Annotated in this window: 14 protein-coding genes; 2 read left to right on the forward strand and 12 right to left on the reverse strand. The window is 58.6% G+C overall.

Going from position 1 to position 17,826, the window contains the following annotated elements; genetic code table 11:
* Positions 1-178 precede the first annotated feature (178 nt).
* From GJA_RS24455 to mnmG, 4 genes are all read right to left on the reverse strand, one after another.
* The gene (locus GJA_RS24455; RefSeq protein ID WP_038497626.1) at positions 179-1,066 is read right to left on the reverse strand and encodes a ParB/RepB/Spo0J family partition protein; all 888 of its coding nucleotides are present in this window, start codon (positions 1,064-1,066) and stop codon (positions 179-181) included.
* A 54-nt stretch (positions 1,067-1,120) separates the two neighbouring features.
* The gene (locus GJA_RS24460; RefSeq protein ID WP_038497627.1) at positions 1,121-1,891 is read right to left on the reverse strand and encodes a ParA family protein; all 771 of its coding nucleotides are present in this window, start codon (positions 1,889-1,891) and stop codon (positions 1,121-1,123) included.
* 156 nt (positions 1,892-2,047) lie between these two features.
* Positions 2,048-2,692 (reverse strand): 16S rRNA (guanine(527)-N(7))-methyltransferase RsmG, encoded by a 645-nt coding sequence (gene rsmG, locus GJA_RS24465; protein WP_038497628.1) that lies wholly within the window; start codon positions 2,690-2,692, stop codon positions 2,048-2,050.
* Positions 2,689-4,647 (reverse strand): tRNA uridine-5-carboxymethylaminomethyl(34) synthesis enzyme MnmG, encoded by a 1,959-nt coding sequence (gene mnmG, locus GJA_RS24470; protein WP_038497629.1) that lies wholly within the window; start codon positions 4,645-4,647, stop codon positions 2,689-2,691. The genes rsmG and mnmG overlap by 4 nt, the downstream gene beginning before the upstream one ends.
* 353 nt (positions 4,648-5,000) lie before the next feature.
* Here mnmG and GJA_RS24475 point away from each other — a divergent pair, with 353 nt between their 5' ends.
* Positions 5,001-5,795 (forward strand): EAL domain-containing protein, encoded by a 795-nt coding sequence (locus GJA_RS24475; RefSeq protein ID WP_081905559.1) that lies wholly within the window; start codon positions 5,001-5,003, stop codon positions 5,793-5,795.
* A 78-nt stretch (positions 5,796-5,873) separates the two neighbouring features.
* Here the strand turns inward: GJA_RS24475 and GJA_RS24480 are convergent, their stop codons facing one another.
* The 8 genes from GJA_RS24480 to GJA_RS24515 form a co-directional block, all read right to left on the reverse strand.
* Positions 5,874-7,925: a 3-hydroxybutyrate oligomer hydrolase family protein gene (locus GJA_RS24480; protein ID WP_038497631.1), complete on the reverse strand. Its 2,052-nt coding sequence runs from the start codon at positions 7,923-7,925 to the stop codon at positions 5,874-5,876.
* Between the two features lie 140 nt (positions 7,926-8,065).
* Positions 8,066-9,040 carry a branched-chain amino acid ABC transporter permease gene (locus tag GJA_RS24485; protein WP_038501021.1) on the reverse strand — a complete coding sequence of 325 codons (975 nt, stop codon included), beginning with the start codon at positions 9,038-9,040 and terminating at the stop codon, positions 8,066-8,068.
* A 41-nt stretch (positions 9,041-9,081) separates the two neighbouring features.
* On the reverse strand, positions 9,082-9,966 hold the full coding sequence (locus tag GJA_RS24490; protein ID WP_038497632.1) for a branched-chain amino acid ABC transporter permease: 885 nt from the start codon (positions 9,964-9,966) through the stop codon (positions 9,082-9,084).
* Between the two features lie 104 nt (positions 9,967-10,070).
* Positions 10,071-11,279, reverse strand: a complete 1,209-nt coding sequence (locus GJA_RS24495; RefSeq protein WP_038497633.1) for an ABC transporter substrate-binding protein — start codon at positions 11,277-11,279, stop codon at positions 10,071-10,073.
* 73 nt (positions 11,280-11,352) lie between these two features.
* Positions 11,353-12,060: an ABC transporter ATP-binding protein gene (locus tag GJA_RS24500; protein ID WP_038497634.1), complete on the reverse strand. Its 708-nt coding sequence runs from the start codon at positions 12,058-12,060 to the stop codon at positions 11,353-11,355.
* Positions 12,060-12,830: an ABC transporter ATP-binding protein gene (locus GJA_RS24505; RefSeq protein WP_038497635.1), complete on the reverse strand. Its 771-nt coding sequence runs from the start codon at positions 12,828-12,830 to the stop codon at positions 12,060-12,062. The genes GJA_RS24500 and GJA_RS24505 overlap by 1 nt, the downstream gene beginning before the upstream one ends.
* 109 nt (positions 12,831-12,939) lie before the next feature.
* Positions 12,940-14,565, reverse strand: a complete 1,626-nt coding sequence (locus GJA_RS24510) for a GMC family oxidoreductase (RefSeq protein WP_038497636.1) — start codon at positions 14,563-14,565, stop codon at positions 12,940-12,942.
* A gap of 47 nt (positions 14,566-14,612) precedes the next feature.
* The gene (locus GJA_RS24515; RefSeq protein ID WP_038497637.1) at positions 14,613-15,653 is read right to left on the reverse strand and encodes an NAD(P)H-dependent flavin oxidoreductase; all 1,041 of its coding nucleotides are present in this window, start codon (positions 15,651-15,653) and stop codon (positions 14,613-14,615) included.
* Between the two features lie 1,396 nt (positions 15,654-17,049).
* Between GJA_RS24515 and GJA_RS24520 the strand changes: the two genes are divergently transcribed.
* Positions 17,050-17,757, forward strand: a complete 708-nt coding sequence (locus tag GJA_RS24520; protein WP_439951385.1) for a 5'-methylthioadenosine/adenosylhomocysteine nucleosidase — start codon at positions 17,050-17,052, stop codon at positions 17,755-17,757.
* Positions 17,758-17,826: the final 69 nt, after the last annotated feature.

Below are 17,826 nucleotides of genomic sequence, written 5' to 3' on the forward strand. Positions count from 1 at the left end.
CAAAGACACGGGATTATAGTTGGCTTTGATGTTATGAGTCAAACATGGTGCACCGCAGCAGGGCAAATGCTGTAGGAAACAGACGCTTTAGCGGCTATTCACAGGCATTTGCACCAACAGCGTGCATAAGAAATAACGCTTTATATTATTAAAAACGCGGGTAGGTGCGCGCTGTCATTTATTGGCCGCGCAGACGTGCCAATAAACCATCGAGCACATCCAGGTCGGCAAAATCGATCACCATCTGGCCGCGTCCCTTGCTGCCCATCTTGAATACCACCGGGGTCGCCAGCGCATCGGACAGTTCTTCTTCCAGGCGGCTAATGTCGCCGGATTTTTCCTTGACCCGTGCTTCGACTGGATTAGACTGCTCTTCCAGCGTCCGGTTCACCAGTTTTTCAGTCTCGCGTACCGAAAGACGTTTTGCCACCACCAGGTTGGCCAGCGTGATCTGGGTCGCGCCATCGACCGCCAGCAACGCGCGGGCATGGCCCATGTCGATATCGCCGGCCATCAGCATGGTTTGCAGCGGACTGGCCAAATTCATCAGGCGCAACAAATTCGACACCGCGCTGCGCGAACGGCCGACCGCGTTGGCCGCCTGTTCATGGGTAAAGCCGAAATCGGTGATCAGGCGGTGGATGCCTTGCGCCTCTTCCAGCGGATTCAAGTCTTCGCGCTGGATGTTTTCAATCAGCGCCATCGCGGCGGCGGTCTGGTCGTCGACATCGCGCACCAATACCGGCACGTGGTCCAGGCCCGCCAGTTGCGACGCGCGGAAACGTCGCTCCCCGGCGATGATTTCGTATTTAATAACACCGGTCAAGGTGTCCTGGCCGATGGCGCGCACCAGGATCGGCTGCATCAAGCCTTGCGCCTTGATCGACGCCGCCAGTTCATTCAGCGCGCCCTCGTCCATCCGGGTGCGCGGCTGATATTTACCGGCTTGCAATTGTGACACCGGCAATTCGCTGGGCGCCCCCTGTGCCGGGGTGTCCATGTCGCCGCCGCCGCCGAGCAGTGCGTCGAGGCCGCGTCCCAGCCCTTTAAGTTTTTTAGTGGCCATGCTGTCCTAATAATTCTGTCAATATTTCTTAAATAGTATTCCGACGTCCGGATATCACATCTTCTTGATGCGCTCGACCATTTCGGCGCCAAAGGCGATATACGCCTGGGCGCCCTTGGAACCCGGATCGAAGGTCACGCCCGGCACGCCATACGATGGCGCTTCGGCCAGGCGCACGTTGCGCGGGATAATGGTATTGAATACCTTGTCACCGAAATGCTGTTCCAGCTGCGCCGATACCTGTTGCGATAATGTCATGCGCGGATCGAACATCACGCGCAGCAAGCCGATGATCTTCAAGTCCGGGTTCAAATTGGCGTGCACTTTTTTAATCGTGTTGACCAGGTCGGACAATCCTTCCAGCGCGTAATACTCGCACTGCATCGGGATGATCACGCCATGCGCGGCGCACAAGCCGTTCAGGGTCAGCATCGATAATGCCGGCGGGCAATCCACCAAAATGAAATCGTACTCGGCGTCGACTTCGGCCAGCGCATCCTTCAGGCGGCGCTCGCGGTTATCCAGCTGCACCATCTCGACTTCGGCGCCGGCCAGTTCGCGGTTCGACGGCAGCACGTCGAAGCGGCCCGCCTCGGAACGCTGGCGCGCGGTCTTGACGTCGGATTCGCCCAGCATCACTTCATAGGTCGACGCGGTCAGGCCGGCCTTGTTGATGCCGGCGCCCATCGTGGCGTTACCTTGTGGATCGAGGTCGACCAGCAGCACGCGCTGGTTCAGCTTGGCCAGTCCGGCGGAGAGATTGACGCTGGTGGTGGTTTTACCCACGCCGCCCTTTTGGTTTGCAACGCAAAAAATTTTGGCCATGTATCTTCTTGTTTAAATCAAAGTAGGCCGCCCCGGCTTTTCGCCAAAACGGTTTATATTATTTATTTTATTTATATTGTATATATGATTTATATCGTTTATTCTATTTATACGATATAAATCGTTTATACCATATATACTGTTTATATGATTTATTTACGATCTTGTCATAAATACCAGATGACGCTCTGCATTCAGTCCCGGCACCTGGATCGCCCTCAATTCGCTCACTTTCCACTCCGCCGGCAGTCGCTCGCGCTCGTCCGGGGGGGCCACGCCCTTCAAGGCGATAAATTGCCCGCCCTCAGCCAGCACATGGCCCGACCAGTTGACGAAGTCGGACAGGTCGGCAAACGCGCGCGAAGTGATCACGTCGAATTTCCGCTGCACTTCCAGCTGCTCGACCCGCTTGGTATACACCGTCACGTTGGCCAGTTCCAGTTCCGCCTTCACTTGCGTCAAAAACGCGGTCTTCTTGTGCACCGTGTCGATCATCGACACCTTCATGTCGGGCCGCGCAATGGCCAGCACCACGCCCGGCAAGCCGCCGCCGGCGCCGACGTCCAGCACATTGGCGGCGCCGGCAAACGCCGGCACCGCGGCCAGCGAATCGAGCACATGCTGGGTCACCATCAGCATCGGATCGCGCACCGACGTCAGGTTGTACACGGCGTTCCACTTGAACAGCAGCGCCAGGTAATCCAGCAGTTTTTCAGTCTGCGCAGGCGTCAAACCAAGCTCCAGCTCGGCCACGCCCTGATTTAAAACTTGCGCCAGTGCGGCACGGTCAAACAACTTCATTGAACAACCTCATCCTTCGTTTCGTCCTTGTTATCGAGTAATGGGGCGCCCGCAGCGCCGCCAAAACCACGCTTTTTCAGGTGCACCAGCAGCAGTGAAATCGCGGCCGGGGTGACCCCGGAAATACGCGACGCCTGGCCCAGCGTTTCCGGACGCTGCTTGTCGAGCTTCTGGCGTACTTCGACCGACAGCGCGCTGATGTCCAGGTAGTTGAAACCCTGCGGCAAGGCCAGGTTTTCATAGTGCTCGTGACGCTCGATTTCCTTGCTCTGGCGCTCGATGTAGCCGGCGTATTTGAGCTGGATTTCGACCTGCTCGCGCACCGCCGCATCGTCGACGCCGGGCCCGGCCAGCGGCTGGCCTTCGATGCCGGTCATGCTCATCAAGGTGTCGTAGGCGACGTTCGGACGGCGCAGCAAGTCCGCCAGCGAGTATTCGCGTTCGATCGCCTGGCCGACGATGCGCTCCGATTCGGCCGCCGCCAGGATGCGCGGATTGACCCACGTGGAACGCAAACGCTCCAGTTCAAGCGCCACGGCTTCGCGTTTTTTCTCGAAACTTTGCCATTGCGCATCGCCGACGCAGCCCAGCGCGCGGCCGATTTCGGTCAGGCGCATGTCGGCGTTGTCTTCGCGCAGGCTGAGGCGGTATTCGGCGCGGCTGGTGAACATGCGGTACGGTTCCTGCACACCCTGGGTGATCAGATCGTCGACCAGCACGCCCAGATAGGCCTCGGAGCGGCCTGGCACCCAGGCATCCTTGTCCTGCGTCAGCAAGGCGGCATTCAAGCCCGCCAGCATGCCTTGCGCGGCCGCTTCTTCGTAACCGGTGGTGCCGTTGATCTGGCCGGCGAAGAACAGGCCGGCCACGGCCTTGGTTTCCAGCGACGCCTTCAAGCCGCGCGGGTCGAAATAATCGTATTCGATGGCGTAGCCGGGACGCAGGATATGGGCGTTTTCCAGGCCCTTCATCGAGTGCACCAGGTCGATTTGCACGTCGAACGGCAAGCTGGTCGAGATGCCGTTCGGGTAGAATTCGTGGGTCGTCAAGCCTTCCGGTTCGAGGAAAATCTGGTGCGATTCCTTGCCGGCGAAGCGGTGGATCTTGTCTTCGATCGACGGGCAATAACGCGGGCCGACGCCTTCGATGACGCCGGTGTACATCGGGCTGCGGTCGAGGCCGGCGCGGATGATGTCATGCGTCTGGCTGTTGGTATGCGTGACCCAGCACGGCACCTGTCGCGGGTGCATCGCGGTGTTGCCCATCACGGAAAAAACCGGCACCGGATCAAGATCGCCCGGCTGTTCCTGCATCACTGAGAAATCGATGCTGCGGCCGTCGATGCGCGGCGGCGTGCCGGTCTTCAGGCGGCCTTGCGGCAGCTTCAATTCCTTCAGGCGGGCCGACAAGGAAATCGCCGGCGGATCGCCGGCGCGGCCGGCCGAGTAGTGATTCAGACCGACGTGAATTTTTCCGTCGAGGAAAGTTCCTGCGGTCAACACTACCGCGCGCGCCAGGAATTTGATGCCGATCTGGGTGACGGCGCCGACCACGCGGTCGCCCTCCACCATCAAATCGTCGACCGCCTGCTGGAACAGCCACAGATTGGGCTGGTTTTCCAGGCGGGTACGGATCGCGGCCTTGTACAGGATACGGTCGGCCTGGGCGCGGGTGGCGCGCACGGCAGGGCCTTTGGACGAGTTCAAGATACGGAACTGGATTCCGGACTCATCGGTGGCGATGGCCATCGCGCCGCCCATGGCGTCGACCTCTTTGACCAGATGGCCTTTGCCGATGCCGCCGATGGAGGGATTGCACGACATCTGGCCCAGCGTCTCGATATTATGCGTCAACAAGAGCGTCTTCTGCCCCATACGGGCTGAAGCAAGGGCCGCCTCGGTGCCGGCGTGACCGCCACCGACAACGATGACGTCGAATTCTGTAGGAAATAACATGGTAATGTGGGTAAAAAGCGAGGATATGAAGCCAGATTATAGAGTCTTTTAGCGCTGCGGACTCTTTACTGCTCAATTTTTGTTCACATGATGTTCCACGTGGAACACACGTCGTGCAGGACGACTGATGCTGAGGCTGTTCCACGTGGAACATTCCTGCCTGTTGCTGCTCTAATATTCCGCACGTTTCACATCAAATCGCAACAGCCGAGCTAGCCGCGATGCAGCAAACAGGTTTGCTGGATACCAATCGTTCATGATAATTACACCACTACATTATTGTGCCCACGCAACTAAGACAATAACGCCCTCTGCTAAGCTGAATTGACTTACTGCCAAACGGGGATACCCAGATGATTCCAATCTCACCTGAACAGTTGTCGGTTTCACAGAAAAATCCCGGCATGATCGTCTGCGCCGAATGCCGCAACAGCACGCCCCCGGATTTTGACTTTGAATACGCCTACCAGCCCATCGTCAGCATGCGCACCCGTTCGATCTACGCCCACGAAGCGCTGGTGCGCGGGCCCCGGGGAGAGACGGCCGGCTCGATCCTGGCCAAGGTCAACGACGATAACCGCTACCGCTTCGACCAGGCTTGCCGGGTCAAGGCGGTGGCGGGCGCAGCCAGGCTGGGCATGCAGGAATTTCTCTCAATTAACTTCCTGCCGAATGCAGTGATTCGCCCGGAGGTTTGCATCCGCAGCACCTTCGAAGCGGCAAGGATCTACAACTTTCCGACCAACCGCATCATCTTCGAAGTGACCGAAGGCGAGCAGGTAAAAGACCGTGCGCACCTCGTCAATATTTTCCGTCAGTACAACGGCCTCGGTTTCCAGACCGCGATCGACGATTTTGGCGCCGGTTATGCGGGACTGAATTTGCTGGCCGAGTACCAGCCCAGCATCGTCAAGATCGACATGGACCTGGTGCGCGATATCGATAGCAAGCCGGCGCGCCAGATCATCGTCAGGGCCATCACCAGCATGTGCCGTGAACTCGGTATCAGGGTGCTGGCGGAAGGCATCGAAACGCGCGGCGAACGCGACTTCCTGCATGCGTCCGGCGTGGAGCTGATGCAGGGCTACTGGTTTTGCAAACCGATCTTCCAGGGCCTGGGCAAGATACGCAGCGAAGCGTGGAGTTAAACAAGCTCGCAACTTCGACGACAATAAAAAAGCGGGCCACGTGAAACACGTGGCCCGCTCTGTTTTACAGCTCGCTCATTAGTTCGGCACATCGACCACCGTTCCGGTCACCACGATCGCATTACCGGCCGCTACCGCCGTGGCGATCGGCGGCACGTTGGCGATGGTGATGGGAGTCGACGCATCGGCCCGCGTCACGGTGCGCACCACTTGCGACGGCGGCAGCGGCTGGCTGTTTTTCAGGTGCGCGTACATGGCGTCCAGCGCATGGTTGAAATACACGTGCAGCGGCACGATCACGGTCGGCAAGGAGCTGGTGAAGGAATCGAAGTGATTGGCGTTGGTCACTTCGATATACCGCAGCTGGCTGGCACTGCCCTCGGCGGCCGCGTTCAGGCCCAGGTAGGCGCGCGACGCGTCGTTGACCGGGATCAGCGTATCGGCCCGGCCATGCACGATGATGGCCGGCTTGCCGCGCAAATTGGCGCTCGCCTGCGCGTCCCGGATGCCATCGCGCACGCGCCGGCTTTGTTCGGCCTGCAGCGGCGCCAGCGCCCCGCCGCTGACCGCATCGATACCGGTCGCCAGGCCGCGCAGGCACAGGAAACCGTCGAGCGACTGGTCGGCCAGCGCCGTCGAAGGCGAGATGCCGAAGGTGTAGGCCCTGGCGCCGCCGACCGAGTTTTCATACACCACGCTGCCGATGATGCCGCTCTGCGCCGCGAAGCTGGACGCTTTTTGTTCCTGCGTAAAAGGAATCGGCACGCCGCTGCCGGTATCGGTCTGGGCAAAGCTGAAGCCGCACACCTTGTCGGTCACCGGGAATTTGCCGTAGGCGTTGGCATAGGTGGCCGCGATCAAGATATTGGTGCCGGCATGCGCGGCTTGCAAGGGATCGGAATCGGCCAGCCAGCCATAGGCTTTCAACTTGATAGCCGCGTTGGCTTGCTGCGCCGCCAAGTCGGCGCCCGACAACAAGCCCTTGCCGACCAGCGCACTGCAACGGCCGGCACTGCCGGCGATGCACGGTTGATACAGCGCGGCATAGGTCGCATAGTCGAACAGCGGTTTGCCCGGAAGATTGACCACCGCCCCGCCCTGCCGCACCGTGTAAGCGGTCTGGCTGTCCGGCTGCACTTGCGGTTCGCTGACGGCGATACCGCTGATCAAGCCCCGGCTATCTTGCTCGGCGGCGCGCAAGGCCGAGCCGCCGCCATTCGAAATGCTGGAGGCGATGGTGATGGTATTGCTGGCCGTGAAACGCCGCAGATGGTGGCTGCCGTCGCGCGCCAGCGCGCCGTAGCGTTCGTTGAGCACATAGAAGCCGAACTCGATCGATTGCAAGGTGAACCTGCCCCAATCCTTTTCCGGGTTCTGTTGCGAGTGTGCATGCTTGAAAGCGATGCGGTAGGGCGCCGACGCGCTGAAGGCGGCCCGCTCGGCATCGCCGAGCTGCGGCGCAAAATTGGCATTCTTGCCAGCCGCGACGCGGTCGCGGCGCACGCCGTCTTGCAGGTTGACGCTGTCGTCCTCGAAGACATACAAGCCGATGCCGCTGCCCTTGTCGGCGTACACCACCGCGCAATGGTTTTTCAAGCCCCATTCGCCGGAACTGCCGATCGCGCCATAGATGCCGCGCGAACCGCTCGACGTGCCGGTGACGATGCACGGGCTGGCCGGATCGAAGCTGTTTGGCACCTGCACCATCAGCGTCACGTTGCGCTGTCCGGTGCCATCGTCGCTATAGGCCAGGTATTCGCTGCCGGCAATCTTGCCCTCCCCGCTGCCGACATTCCCCTTGGCATCGACGTTAGGGCCGTACAAGGTGCCGTAACCGCTGTTGGCGGCGATATCGAGCACCGCCCGGTAGTTGGAGTAGATCGCGTTGCGGCGCAGCTCAGAAGCCGTAGGATTCGCCGGATCGGCATAGACCGGGGTGGCGCCGGCCAGCCCGGTCTTGCCGAGGCCGGCGGTCAGTAAATCATTCGTCGTGCCGTCGTAATCGGTGCGCGTGATCGGCCCCAGGTAATCGGGCACCTGATTGATGTGTTCCGGCCCGTGCGTGCTGCCGCAGCCGGCCAGCAGCGAGCACAGCAAACCCGCACCCGCGATGCGCTTTCCATGTTTCATGTGATCTCCTCGTGGTTGATGTACCTGATACTAGAACTCTTGCCACGAGTAATTATTGGCGTAGGCCAAACATCGGTGTCGCCACCATGAAAAACGCCGGACAGTGTCCGGCGCCAGGGTGAGATCAGGGTAGTCAGTGCTCAGGCTGGTTTTCTGGCGCCGCCGTAGCGGGCGACGATTTCGCCGACGATGCCGCGCCGGAACAATAGCACGCAGGCAACGAAGATCAGGCCGGTCACCATGCTGACCGATTCGCCGAGCGTATGGAACCACTCGATGCCGGTCTGCGTCGCGACAAAGGTGCCGAAGTCGCCCAGCTTGTTTTCCAGCGTGATGATGATCAGCGCGCCGAGGATGGGCCCGGCCAGCGTGCCCATGCCGCCGACCAGGGTCATCAGCACCACCAGGCCGGACATGGTCCAGTGCACGTCGGTCAGCGTTTCGAAACCCAGTACCAGCGTCTTGGTGGCGCCGGCCAGCGCGGCCAGCGACGCCGACAGCACGATCACCGCCAGCTTGTATTTATCGACGTCGTAACCGAGCGAAATGGCGCGCGGTTCGTTTTCCTTGATGGCTTTCAAGATCTGGCCGAACGGCGAATGCACGGTGCGCACGATCAGCGCGAAGCCGCCGACCGCGATGGCCAGCACCACGTAATACATGGTCATGTCATTCGACAAGTCGACGGAGCCCAATAATGTTCCACGTGGAACGCCCTGCAAGCCATCTTCGCCGCCGGTGAACGGCAAGCGCAACGCCAAAAAGTACACCATCTGCGCCAGCGCCAGCGTGATCATCGTGAAGTAGATGCCCTGGCGGCGAATCGCGATGCCGCCCATCAGCAAGCCCAGCACGGCGCCGACCAGGACACCGGCCAGCAAGCCCAGCTCGGTCGGCCAGCCCAGCGTCCTCAGCGCATAACCGGACACGTAGCCGGCCGCACCGAAAAACGCCGCGTGGCCGAACGATAGCAAGCCGGTGTAGCCGATCAACAAATTGAAGGCGCATGCAAACAGCGAAAAGCACAGCAACTTCATCATCAGCACCGGATAACCGAAAAATGGCGCGGCCAGCGCAATCGCCAGTGCCACACCATAGCCTATGTTTTTATTCATCTTGAAACTCCCATACTGTGTGCGGCTGACGGTAGCGTCCATTATTTCTCCTTGCCGAACAGGCCGGCCGGACGCAACAGCAGCACGATCACCATCACGACGAATACCACGGTGGCCGACCCTTCCGGATAAAATACGCGGGTCAAGCCCTCGATGACGCCCAGCCCGAGCCCGGTCAGGATCGAGCCCATGATGGAACCCATGCCGCCGATCACCACCACGGCGAACACGACGATGATCAGGTTCGAGCCCATCAGCGGCGATACCTGGATGATCGGCGCCGCCAGCACGCCGGCAAAGCCCGCCAGCGCCACGCCGAAGCCGTAGGTCAGCGTGACCATCAGCGGCACGTTGATGCCGAACGCTTCGACCAGTTTCGGATTTTCGGTGCCGGCCCGCAGGTAGGAGCCGAGCTTGGTTTTTTCGATGACGAACCAGGTCGCCAGGCAAATGCCGAGCGACGCGACCACCACCCAGGCACGGTAATTCGGCAAGATCATGAAGCCGAGGTCGGTTGCGCCGGCCAGCGATTCCGGCACCGCGTAAGGCTGGCCGGACACGCCGTAAAAGGAGCGGAACACGCCTTCGGCGATCAGCGTGATGCCGAAGGTCAGCAGCAAGCCATATAAATGATCGAGCTTGTACAGCCAGCGCAGCATGGTTTTTTCAATCACGATGCCGAGCAGGCCGATCAGCAGCGGCGCGACGATCAGCATCACCCAATAATTGATGCCGAAATAAGTCAGTCCCATCCATGCAAAAAAAGCGCCGATCATGTACATCGCGCCGTGGGAGAAATTGATCACATTGAGCAAGCCGAAGATGACCGCCAGACCGAGCGACAACATGGCATAAAACGAGCCGTTGACGAGACCGAGCAATAGCTGGCTCATCATCGCTTGTAATGGAACGCCGAAAATTTCCATGGCATCACAGTATAAAAGTCACCGGACCAGCCGGCGAGGGATCGAGGGACAGGCGCAGCCAGCGCCAGCGACGTGGCGCGGCTGCGCAAGGTGAGGAAGCTAAATTATTTCCACAACGAACACTTGGATTCGGCCTTGGTCAGATAAGCCTGGGCGCCGGGCACGGTGGCGACGACTTTGTAATAGTCCCAGGGCGCTTTCGATTCGGAGGGCTTTTTGACTTCCATCAAATACATATCGTGTACCATGCGGCCATCCGGGCGGATCTCGCCATCCTTGGTGAACATGTCGTTGATCCTGGTCTTTTTGAGGTAGGCCATGACCTTGTCGGTATCGTCGGTGCCGAGCGCCTTGACGGCTTTCAGGTAATTCGCCGCCGCCGAATAATCGGCCGCCTGCAGCATCGACGGCTCTTTTTTCATCTTGTCGAAATAACGTTTCGACCAGGCCCGGGTTTCCGGATTCAAGTCCCAATACCAGCCATCGGTCAGATACATACCCTGGGTCAGGTTCAAGCCCAGCGAATGGATGTCGTTGATAAAGATCAGCAAACCGGCCAGCCGCATATTCTTGGTCAGGCCGAATTCATTGGCCGCCTTGATGCTGTTGATGGCGTCGCCGCCGGCATTGGCCAGGCCGAGGATTTGCGCTTTCGATGCCTGCGCCTGCAGCAGGAAGGAGGAAAAATCGGACGCCGACAGTGGATGCTTGACGCTGCCCAGCACCTTGCCGCCCGCCTTTTGCACCACTTCCGCCGTATCTTTTTCAAGCGAGTGGCCGAAGGCGTAATCGGCGGTCATGAAGTACCAGTTCCTGCCGCCCTGCTTGACGATGGTGCCGCCGGTGCCGCGCGCCAGCGCCACCGTGTCGTAGGCGTAATGCACGGTGTACGGCGTGCATTCCTCATTGGTCAGGCGCGACGAACCGGCGCCGATCGCGATGAAGATTTTTTTCTTTTCCGCGGCCACTTTGGCCATCGCCAGGCTGGCGCCGGAATTGGTGCCGCCGATCAGCAAATCGACGCCTTGCTGGTCGAACCATTCACGCGCCTTGGAGGCGGCGATGTCGGCCTTGTTTTGATGGTCGGCCGAAATGAATTCCACTTTCTTGCCCGCCAGAACCACCCCGGCGTCGGCGATCGCCATCTTGATCGCCTCCGCTCCGCCCTGCCCGTCGACATCCGAATACACGCCGGACATGTCGGTGATGAAACCGATTTTAATCGTGTCGCCCGATACCTGGGCTTGCGCCGCGGCGCCCCATCCCAGCATGCACAGGGCCGATGCCGCGATGGCGATAGCGTTACATTTCATATTGTCTCCGTTGATGATGGTGGGTCTGTACGGTAGGGAAATACGATGCTTCAAACCAATCGAACCACTGTCGCTACACGCCCAGCAATTCGGTCAGCACGGGCATCTTGGCGTCGAGTTCGGACGCCGCAAACGTCTCGACGATCTGGCCATGCTCCATCACATAAAACCGGTCCGCCAACGGCGCGGCAAACCGGAAATTCTGCTCCACCATGACGATGGTGTAGCCCTTCGCTTTCAAGGTCGTGATCATGCGCGCCAGGCCCTGCACGATGACCGGCGCCAGCCCTTCCGAGATTTCATCGAGCAGCAGCAGCCGCGCGCCGGTGCGCAAGATCCGCGCCACCGCCAGCATCTGCTGTTCGCCGCCGGACAAACGCGTGCCCTGGCTATGCCTGCGCTCTTGCAGGTTGGGGAACATGGCGTAGATTTCATCGACCGCCATGCCCTTGCCGACGCCGTCCAGCACTGGCGGCAACATCAGGTTTTCCTCGGTCGACAACGATGAAAAAATGCCGCGCTCTTCAGGACAATAGCCGATGCCGAGATGGGCGATTTTGTGCGTCGCCAAACCTATCGCTTCGGCGCCGTTGACTTTGATCGACCCCTTGCGCGCGCCGGTCAGGCCCATGATGGCGCGCAAGGTCGTGGTGCGGCCGGCGCCATTGCGGCCCAGCAAAGTGACGACTTCGCCCTGCTCCACCTTGAAGTTCACGTCATGCAAGATATGCGATTCGCCGTACCAGGTATGCAGCCTGGAGATTTCCAGTGCGGCCGTCATCAATGCGCTCCTTCCAGCTCGGTCTGGGTGGTCCCCATATACGCTTCCATCACTTGCGGGTTGCGCGACACGTCGGCGTAATTGCCTTCGGCCAGCATCGCGCCGCGCTGCAAGACGGAAATCTTGTCGCAGATGCCGGACACCACATTCATATTGTGTTCGACCATCAAGATCGTGCGTCCGGCCGACACTTTCTTGATCAGCTCGGTAACCCGGTGCACGTCTTCGTGGCCCATGCCCTGGGTCGGTTCATCGAGCAGCATCAGTTCCGGTTCCATCGCCAGCGTGGTGGCGATTTCCAGCGCGCGCTTGCGGCCGTAAGGCATGTCGACCGTGATGGTATCGGCGAACTCGCTCAGGTCGACCTCGGCCAGCAAGGCCATTGCGCGGTCGTTGAGCTGGTTCAAGGAGCGTTCGCTTTGCCAGAAATGGAACGACGTGCCGAGCTGGCGCTGCAAGCCGATGCGCACATTTTGCAGCACCGATAAATGGGGAAAGACGGCGGAAATCTGGAATGAACGGATCACGCCCATGCGCGCGATGTGTGCCGGTCTGGCGGCGGTGATGTCACGTCCATTGAACAGGATATGACCGGAGCTGGGTACCAAAAACTTGGTCAGCAAATTAAAACAGGTGGTCTTACCGGCGCCATTCGGGCCGATCAGCGCATGGATATGGCCCCGCTCTACTTGCAAATTCACGTCATTAACGGCGGTAAACCCCTTGAATTCCTTGGTCAAATTCTTTGTTTCTAAGATTACGTTTGACATCGTGTCTCCTAGTCGTGCCTGGATAGCACTTGGTTTTTTTATATTACATAGTTTGCTTTTTAATCACAATACCGTACAACTACCACCCGCCGCGGCCGCTACATCCTTGCTACTTCCACGCGGCATGGATCATCAGCGCCGCTTTTTCGGCAATCATCACGGTCGGCGAGTTGGTGTTGCCGGATGTAATAAACGGCATCACCGATGCATCGACGACACGCAAGCCAGCAACGCCGATCACCCGCAGCTGGCTGTCGACAACTGCCGACTTATCCCCAGCCTGGCCCATCCTGCAGGTGCCGACCGGATGAAAAATCGTCGTGCCGATAGCGGACGCGGCTTGGGCCAACTCCCCTTCAGTACGGTACTGCAAACCGGGCTTGAATTCTTCCGGTTCGAATTGATGCAGCGCAGGTGCGGCGACAATAGTGCGCGTCAATGTCAGCGCGGCGGCGGCAACCTTGCGGTCTTCGGGCGTGTTCAGATAGTTCGGCGTGATCCTGGGCGGCGCATACGCATCGCCGCTGCCGATGCGCACATGGCCGCGCGAGGTCGGCCGCAGATTGCATACGCTGGCGGTGAATGCCGGGAATGCATGCAGCGGATCGCCGAATTTTTCCAGCGATAAGGGTTGTACATGATATTGCAGGTTCGGCGTGGCCTGGCCCGCATCGGACCTGGCGAACGCGCCCAGCTGCGACGGCGCCATCGACATCGGGCCGCTCTGGAACAGCGCATATTCGAGGCCGATTTTCATCTTGCCGTACCAATTGCCCGCCATCGCATTCAAGGTCTTGACCCCCTTCACCTTGAACACCATGCGCAGTTGCAAATGGTCTTGCAAATTGTCGCCGACACCCGCCGCATCGAGCAGCGGCGCGATGCCATATTGCCGCAACAAGCCGGCCGGGCCGATGCCCGACAATTGCAAGATCTGCGGCGAGCCGACCGCGCCGGCGGTCAGCAAGGTTTCACGTGTCGCCAGCGCGCGCCAGGTCGAACCGCCGCCGGTAAAGACCACGCCGCCGCAACGCGGCCCGTGTTCGGTCTGCTCGATGAGCAAACGTTCCACGTGGCAGCCGGTCATGATGGTCAGGTTCGGCCGGCGCGACGCCGGTTTCAAGAATGCCTTGGCGGTATTCCAGCGGATGCCGCGCCGTTGATTGACCTCGAAATAGCCGCAGCCGGCATTGTCGCCGCGATTAAAATCACTGCTGTTGGGAATCCCGCTTTGCGCCGCCGCGTCACGGAACGCATCCAGGATTTGCCACGACAAGCGCTGTTTTTCGACCCGCCATTCGCCGCCGCCGCCGTGAAATTCGGACGCGCCGGCGTAATGGTCCTCACTCTTTTTAAACAAGGGCAAGACCTGCTGCCAGGACCACGACGGATCGCCGGTCAGCTCGGCCCAGCGGTCGTAATCGCCAGCCTGGCCGCGCATGTAAATCATGCCGTTGATCGAGGAACTGCCGCCCAGTACCTTACCGCGCGGATAGATCAAACTGCGCCCGCCAAGGCCGTTATCCACTTCGGTCCGGTACAGCCAGTCGGTGCGCGGATTGCCGATGCAATGCAAATAGCCGACCGGGATGTGTATCCACACATAATCATCCTTGCCGCCGGCCTCGACCAGCAGCACCGTGGCGTTCTTGTCGCGGGTCAGCCGGTTGGCCAGCACGCAACCGGCCGTGCCGCCGCCAACAATAATGTAGTCGAATGTTCCTGCCGATTCCAATGACTGCTCCTTTCGGTAAACGATGAGCGGTCATGGCGCGGATGTCTCTACCCCGCGCTCTGCATTTCCGCCACCAGAGTCTGTATCAATTGCGCGGCTGGCATGCCACGAGCAAGATTAACACCTGTTCCGGCCCATAGTGACATTAATTCAATATCGGCTTCCTTGGCGGCAAGCGCGCGTATGCTGCCGGTCAACGCGTTTTGCACGGGATAAGCGGGCACTTGCGACTCCACCGGCAACATCACACGCATGAAACGGTTTTCCACGCCGCGTGCATAACGGCCTGAAAAACCGCGCGTCAGCCGTGTCACATGGCTTACTGGCGACAATAAATGCCGTTTATAAGCGGGATGGATGCCGGATTCGTCGGTGACCAGGAAGGCCGTGCCCATTTGTACCGCGGCGGCGCCGATGGCCAGCATGCGGGCGATATCGGCACCGTCCATGATGGCGCCGGCGGCGATCACCGGGATCGTCAATGCCGCCACCACTTGCGGTAATAATTGCTCGATGGTCAGCGTCGCCTCGGTTTGCGGCCCGAGAAACGTACCGCGATGGCCACCGGATTGCACGCCGGACGCCACCACCGCATCGGCGCCTATCGCTTGCCAGGCCAGCGCCTCGTCGACGGTGGTGATGGTGCCGATGACAAAAATACCGGCCGCATGCAAACGTTTCACGTGGTCGGCGCTCAAGATATCGAAGGTAAAACTGGCGGCGGCCGGATGCGCGTCCAGCAACGCGTCGAATTGCGACTCGAAATCTTCGCACCACGTCGATGGCAGCGGCAATGCCGGCCAGCCGAGCGCCGACCAGACCGGTTGCAGCAATTGCGCGGCGTGTTCAATCTGCGCCGCCGATGGCTGCGGTGTGTGCTGCACGAATAAATTCACCAGGAAAGGCCGCTGCGTCAGCGACCGTATCCGCGCAATCTGCTCGCGGATCGCTTGCGCCGGCAACAGCGATGCGGCGAAAGAACCAAGTCCGCCGGCGTTCGATACGGCGGCGACCAGCTCCGGCGTGGAAGCGCCGCCAGCCATCGGCCCCTGGATGATCGGATACTCGAAAAGTGCTTGCAAGTCCATTGTGTGGCTCTCCTCTGTGAACTGCAAGATTACCAGAACACTCAAAAAGAAACCGGATACGCAGCTGAAAGGGGTATTTCTGCTGTGGATAAACCTATGGATATCCACAGGTGCGGTTTGTGAGTAAACGAAAAATTTTTTTGGGCAACTTTTTTTGTCCAGAAACAGTTCCCAGCTCATACAAGCGTTACCCAGCGTTTGTACGGGCGCCAAGTCCTTGATGTTGTGGAAAAATAAGTACTTATCCACAGCAAAGTACCACTGTTAACCATTACTACTATTCTTATATTCAACTTCTTAGAATAAAACGGGACCGGCTCAAAAAAAATCGCGGCCGCGCACCAGTCCCTGACGACTGTCGGCAAAAAATCGTCAACCTGCAAAACCAAGGAAGAACACCTGAGCCACGCCGCATAGTATTTTTTGAAGACTCACTTTTGCGGACGCCACTTGGCCAGCCAGTCGCTATTGCCCAGCCAAGGATGGTCTGCAGCATGGTTTAGGGAAGATAAAACGGACTGGCAGCCCAAAAAGTGGATATTTTGGCTGCTTTTTGGGGCCGGCTGTGGACAAGTCACTTGATATCCACAAGATGAGTTGTGCGTAAACCGGCAGTTATCCCCGGAGCCGGATTTTATACAGATTTGCTCCTGCACTGATACAGCGATTATTCACGCTTTTTTTTGACGCTAAACGCATGATTCTTATGATAAATAGGGGCTTATCCACAGAAATTTCCGCGTTTACTACTACTACTATTTTTTTATATAGATCTATTGTAAACGACGACAAAACGCGCAAGACCGGCGATTTCTCGAAAAAAGTCAAAAACCATCCCCAACGGCGTTTTGCAATATGACGTCAACAAAACGCCGACGCCAACAACCAGGCTTGGCTGATCAAAAAAAATCGACCATGCCAAGCTCTGCTTTGCTGAACATCGGCCGAACAGCTGTCCACGGCACCGTGAAAATCGCCGCAACAGCATGAAAAAACGATTTTTTGAAGACCGTCTGTGGATAAGCTATTGCATATCCACAGGATGAGATGTGAGGAAACCGCCTGTTTGTGCACAAGTTCTTTTTTATCCCAAACTCATCCTGTCTGGATACAATGTTTATGCAAGCGGTTTTGTGGAGGCCAAGTGGATGATTTTTTTGAAGTTAACCGACTTATCCACAGAAAAATGCGGGTTTACTATCACTACTATTTTTTTATATACATCTTTATTTAAAACAGCTATACAGCGCAAAACGGTGGATAGCTCGCCCAGTACGGCTAAAAACGTGTCTATAACAGCAAAAAACAGGCGATCAGATCGATGAATTCGAGTAAAACTATCCGTTTAGGCATCATTAGTGCGCTGAATGAAGAACAACAAGGGCTGGTAGAGGCCATGGAAAGCCCCCACAAGCTGTCGCACGGCATGCGCGACTACACCCAGGGCACGTTGTGGGGAATCGACGCTGTGTGCGTTCTATCGCGTATAGGCAAGGTTGCAGCGGCAATGACCGCAAGCATTCTTGTGGAAAAGTTCGGAGTTACCCACATTGTTTTTACCGGCGTTGCCGGCAGCGCCGATAGCGGCGTGCGAGTGGGCGATATCGTGGTCGGCGAATCGCTGGTCCAGCACGATATGGACGCCACGCCGCTGTTTCCCCGTTTCGAAGTGCCGCTGACGGGCTTGTCGCGGTTCTTGTCCGATAGCACGATGAGCGAACAATTGTCCGTTTCATGCCGGGATTTCCTGGAATCGGACTTTCACGACGCCATCAGTGTTACCGAAGCGAAAGAATTTGGCATTACCCGGCCCCAGTCGCACCGTGGCCAGATCGGCAGCGGCGATCAATTCATCAGCAGCCGCATCCATCTGGGCCAGTTGAAGGAGGCGTTGCCCGATTTGCTGGCGGTGGAAATGGAAGGCGCCGCGGTGGCGCAAGTGTGTTTTGAGCTGGGCATCCCGTTTACCGTGATGCGGACGATTTCGGATAACGCGAATGAAGCGGCGGCGCTCGACTTCATGCGGTTTGTGCAGGCGGTGGCGTCGCGTTATGCGTTTTTCGTTGTAAAACGCCTGTGCGCACGCTTGACAGCGCAATGTTGATGAGCGCATAAAAAAAGGCGCCGAAGCGCCTGTGGATGATTGCCGCCTTATCCACAGGCGCCAGCGGAG

The sequence above is a fragment of the Janthinobacterium agaricidamnosum NBRC 102515 = DSM 9628 genome, from assembly GCF_000723165.1.
Classification (GTDB): Bacteria; Pseudomonadota; Gammaproteobacteria; order Burkholderiales; family Burkholderiaceae_D; genus Janthinobacterium; species Janthinobacterium agaricidamnosum.

Coding starts and splice junctions, on each gene's coding strand:
- GJA_RS24455 (WP_038497626.1), bottom strand. CDS start 1,066: ATGGCCACTAAAAAACTTAAAGGGCTGGGACGCGGCCTCGACGCACTG.
- GJA_RS24460 (WP_038497627.1), bottom strand. CDS start 1,891: ATGGCCAAAATTTTTTGCGTTGCAAACCAAAAGGGCGGCGTGGGTAAA.
- rsmG (WP_038497628.1), bottom strand. CDS start 2,692: ATGAAGTTGTTTGACCGTGCCGCACTGGCGCAAGTTTTAAATCAGGGC.
- mnmG (WP_038497629.1), bottom strand. CDS start 4,647: ATGTTATTTCCTACAGAATTCGACGTCATCGTTGTCGGTGGCGGTCAC.
- GJA_RS24475 (WP_081905559.1), top strand. CDS start 5,001: ATGATTCCAATCTCACCTGAACAGTTGTCGGTTTCACAGAAAAATCCC.
- GJA_RS24480 (WP_038497631.1), bottom strand. CDS start 7,925: ATGAAACATGGAAAGCGCATCGCGGGTGCGGGTTTGCTGTGCTCGCTG.
- GJA_RS24485 (WP_038501021.1), bottom strand. CDS start 9,040: ATGAATAAAAACATAGGCTATGGTGTGGCACTGGCGATTGCGCTGGCC.
- GJA_RS24490 (WP_038497632.1), bottom strand. CDS start 9,966: ATGGAAATTTTCGGCGTTCCATTACAAGCGATGATGAGCCAGCTATTG.
- GJA_RS24495 (WP_038497633.1), bottom strand. CDS start 11,279: ATGAAATGTAACGCTATCGCCATCGCGGCATCGGCCCTGTGCATGCTG.
- GJA_RS24500 (WP_038497634.1), bottom strand. CDS start 12,060: ATGACGGCCGCACTGGAAATCTCCAGGCTGCATACCTGGTACGGCGAA.
- GJA_RS24505 (WP_038497635.1), bottom strand. CDS start 12,830: ATGTCAAACGTAATCTTAGAAACAAAGAATTTGACCAAGGAATTCAAG.
- GJA_RS24515 (WP_038497637.1), bottom strand. CDS start 15,653: ATGGACTTGCAAGCACTTTTCGAGTATCCGATCATCCAGGGGCCGATG.
- GJA_RS24520 (WP_439951385.1), top strand. CDS start 17,050: ATGGAAAGCCCCCACAAGCTGTCGCACGGCATGCGCGACTACACCCAG.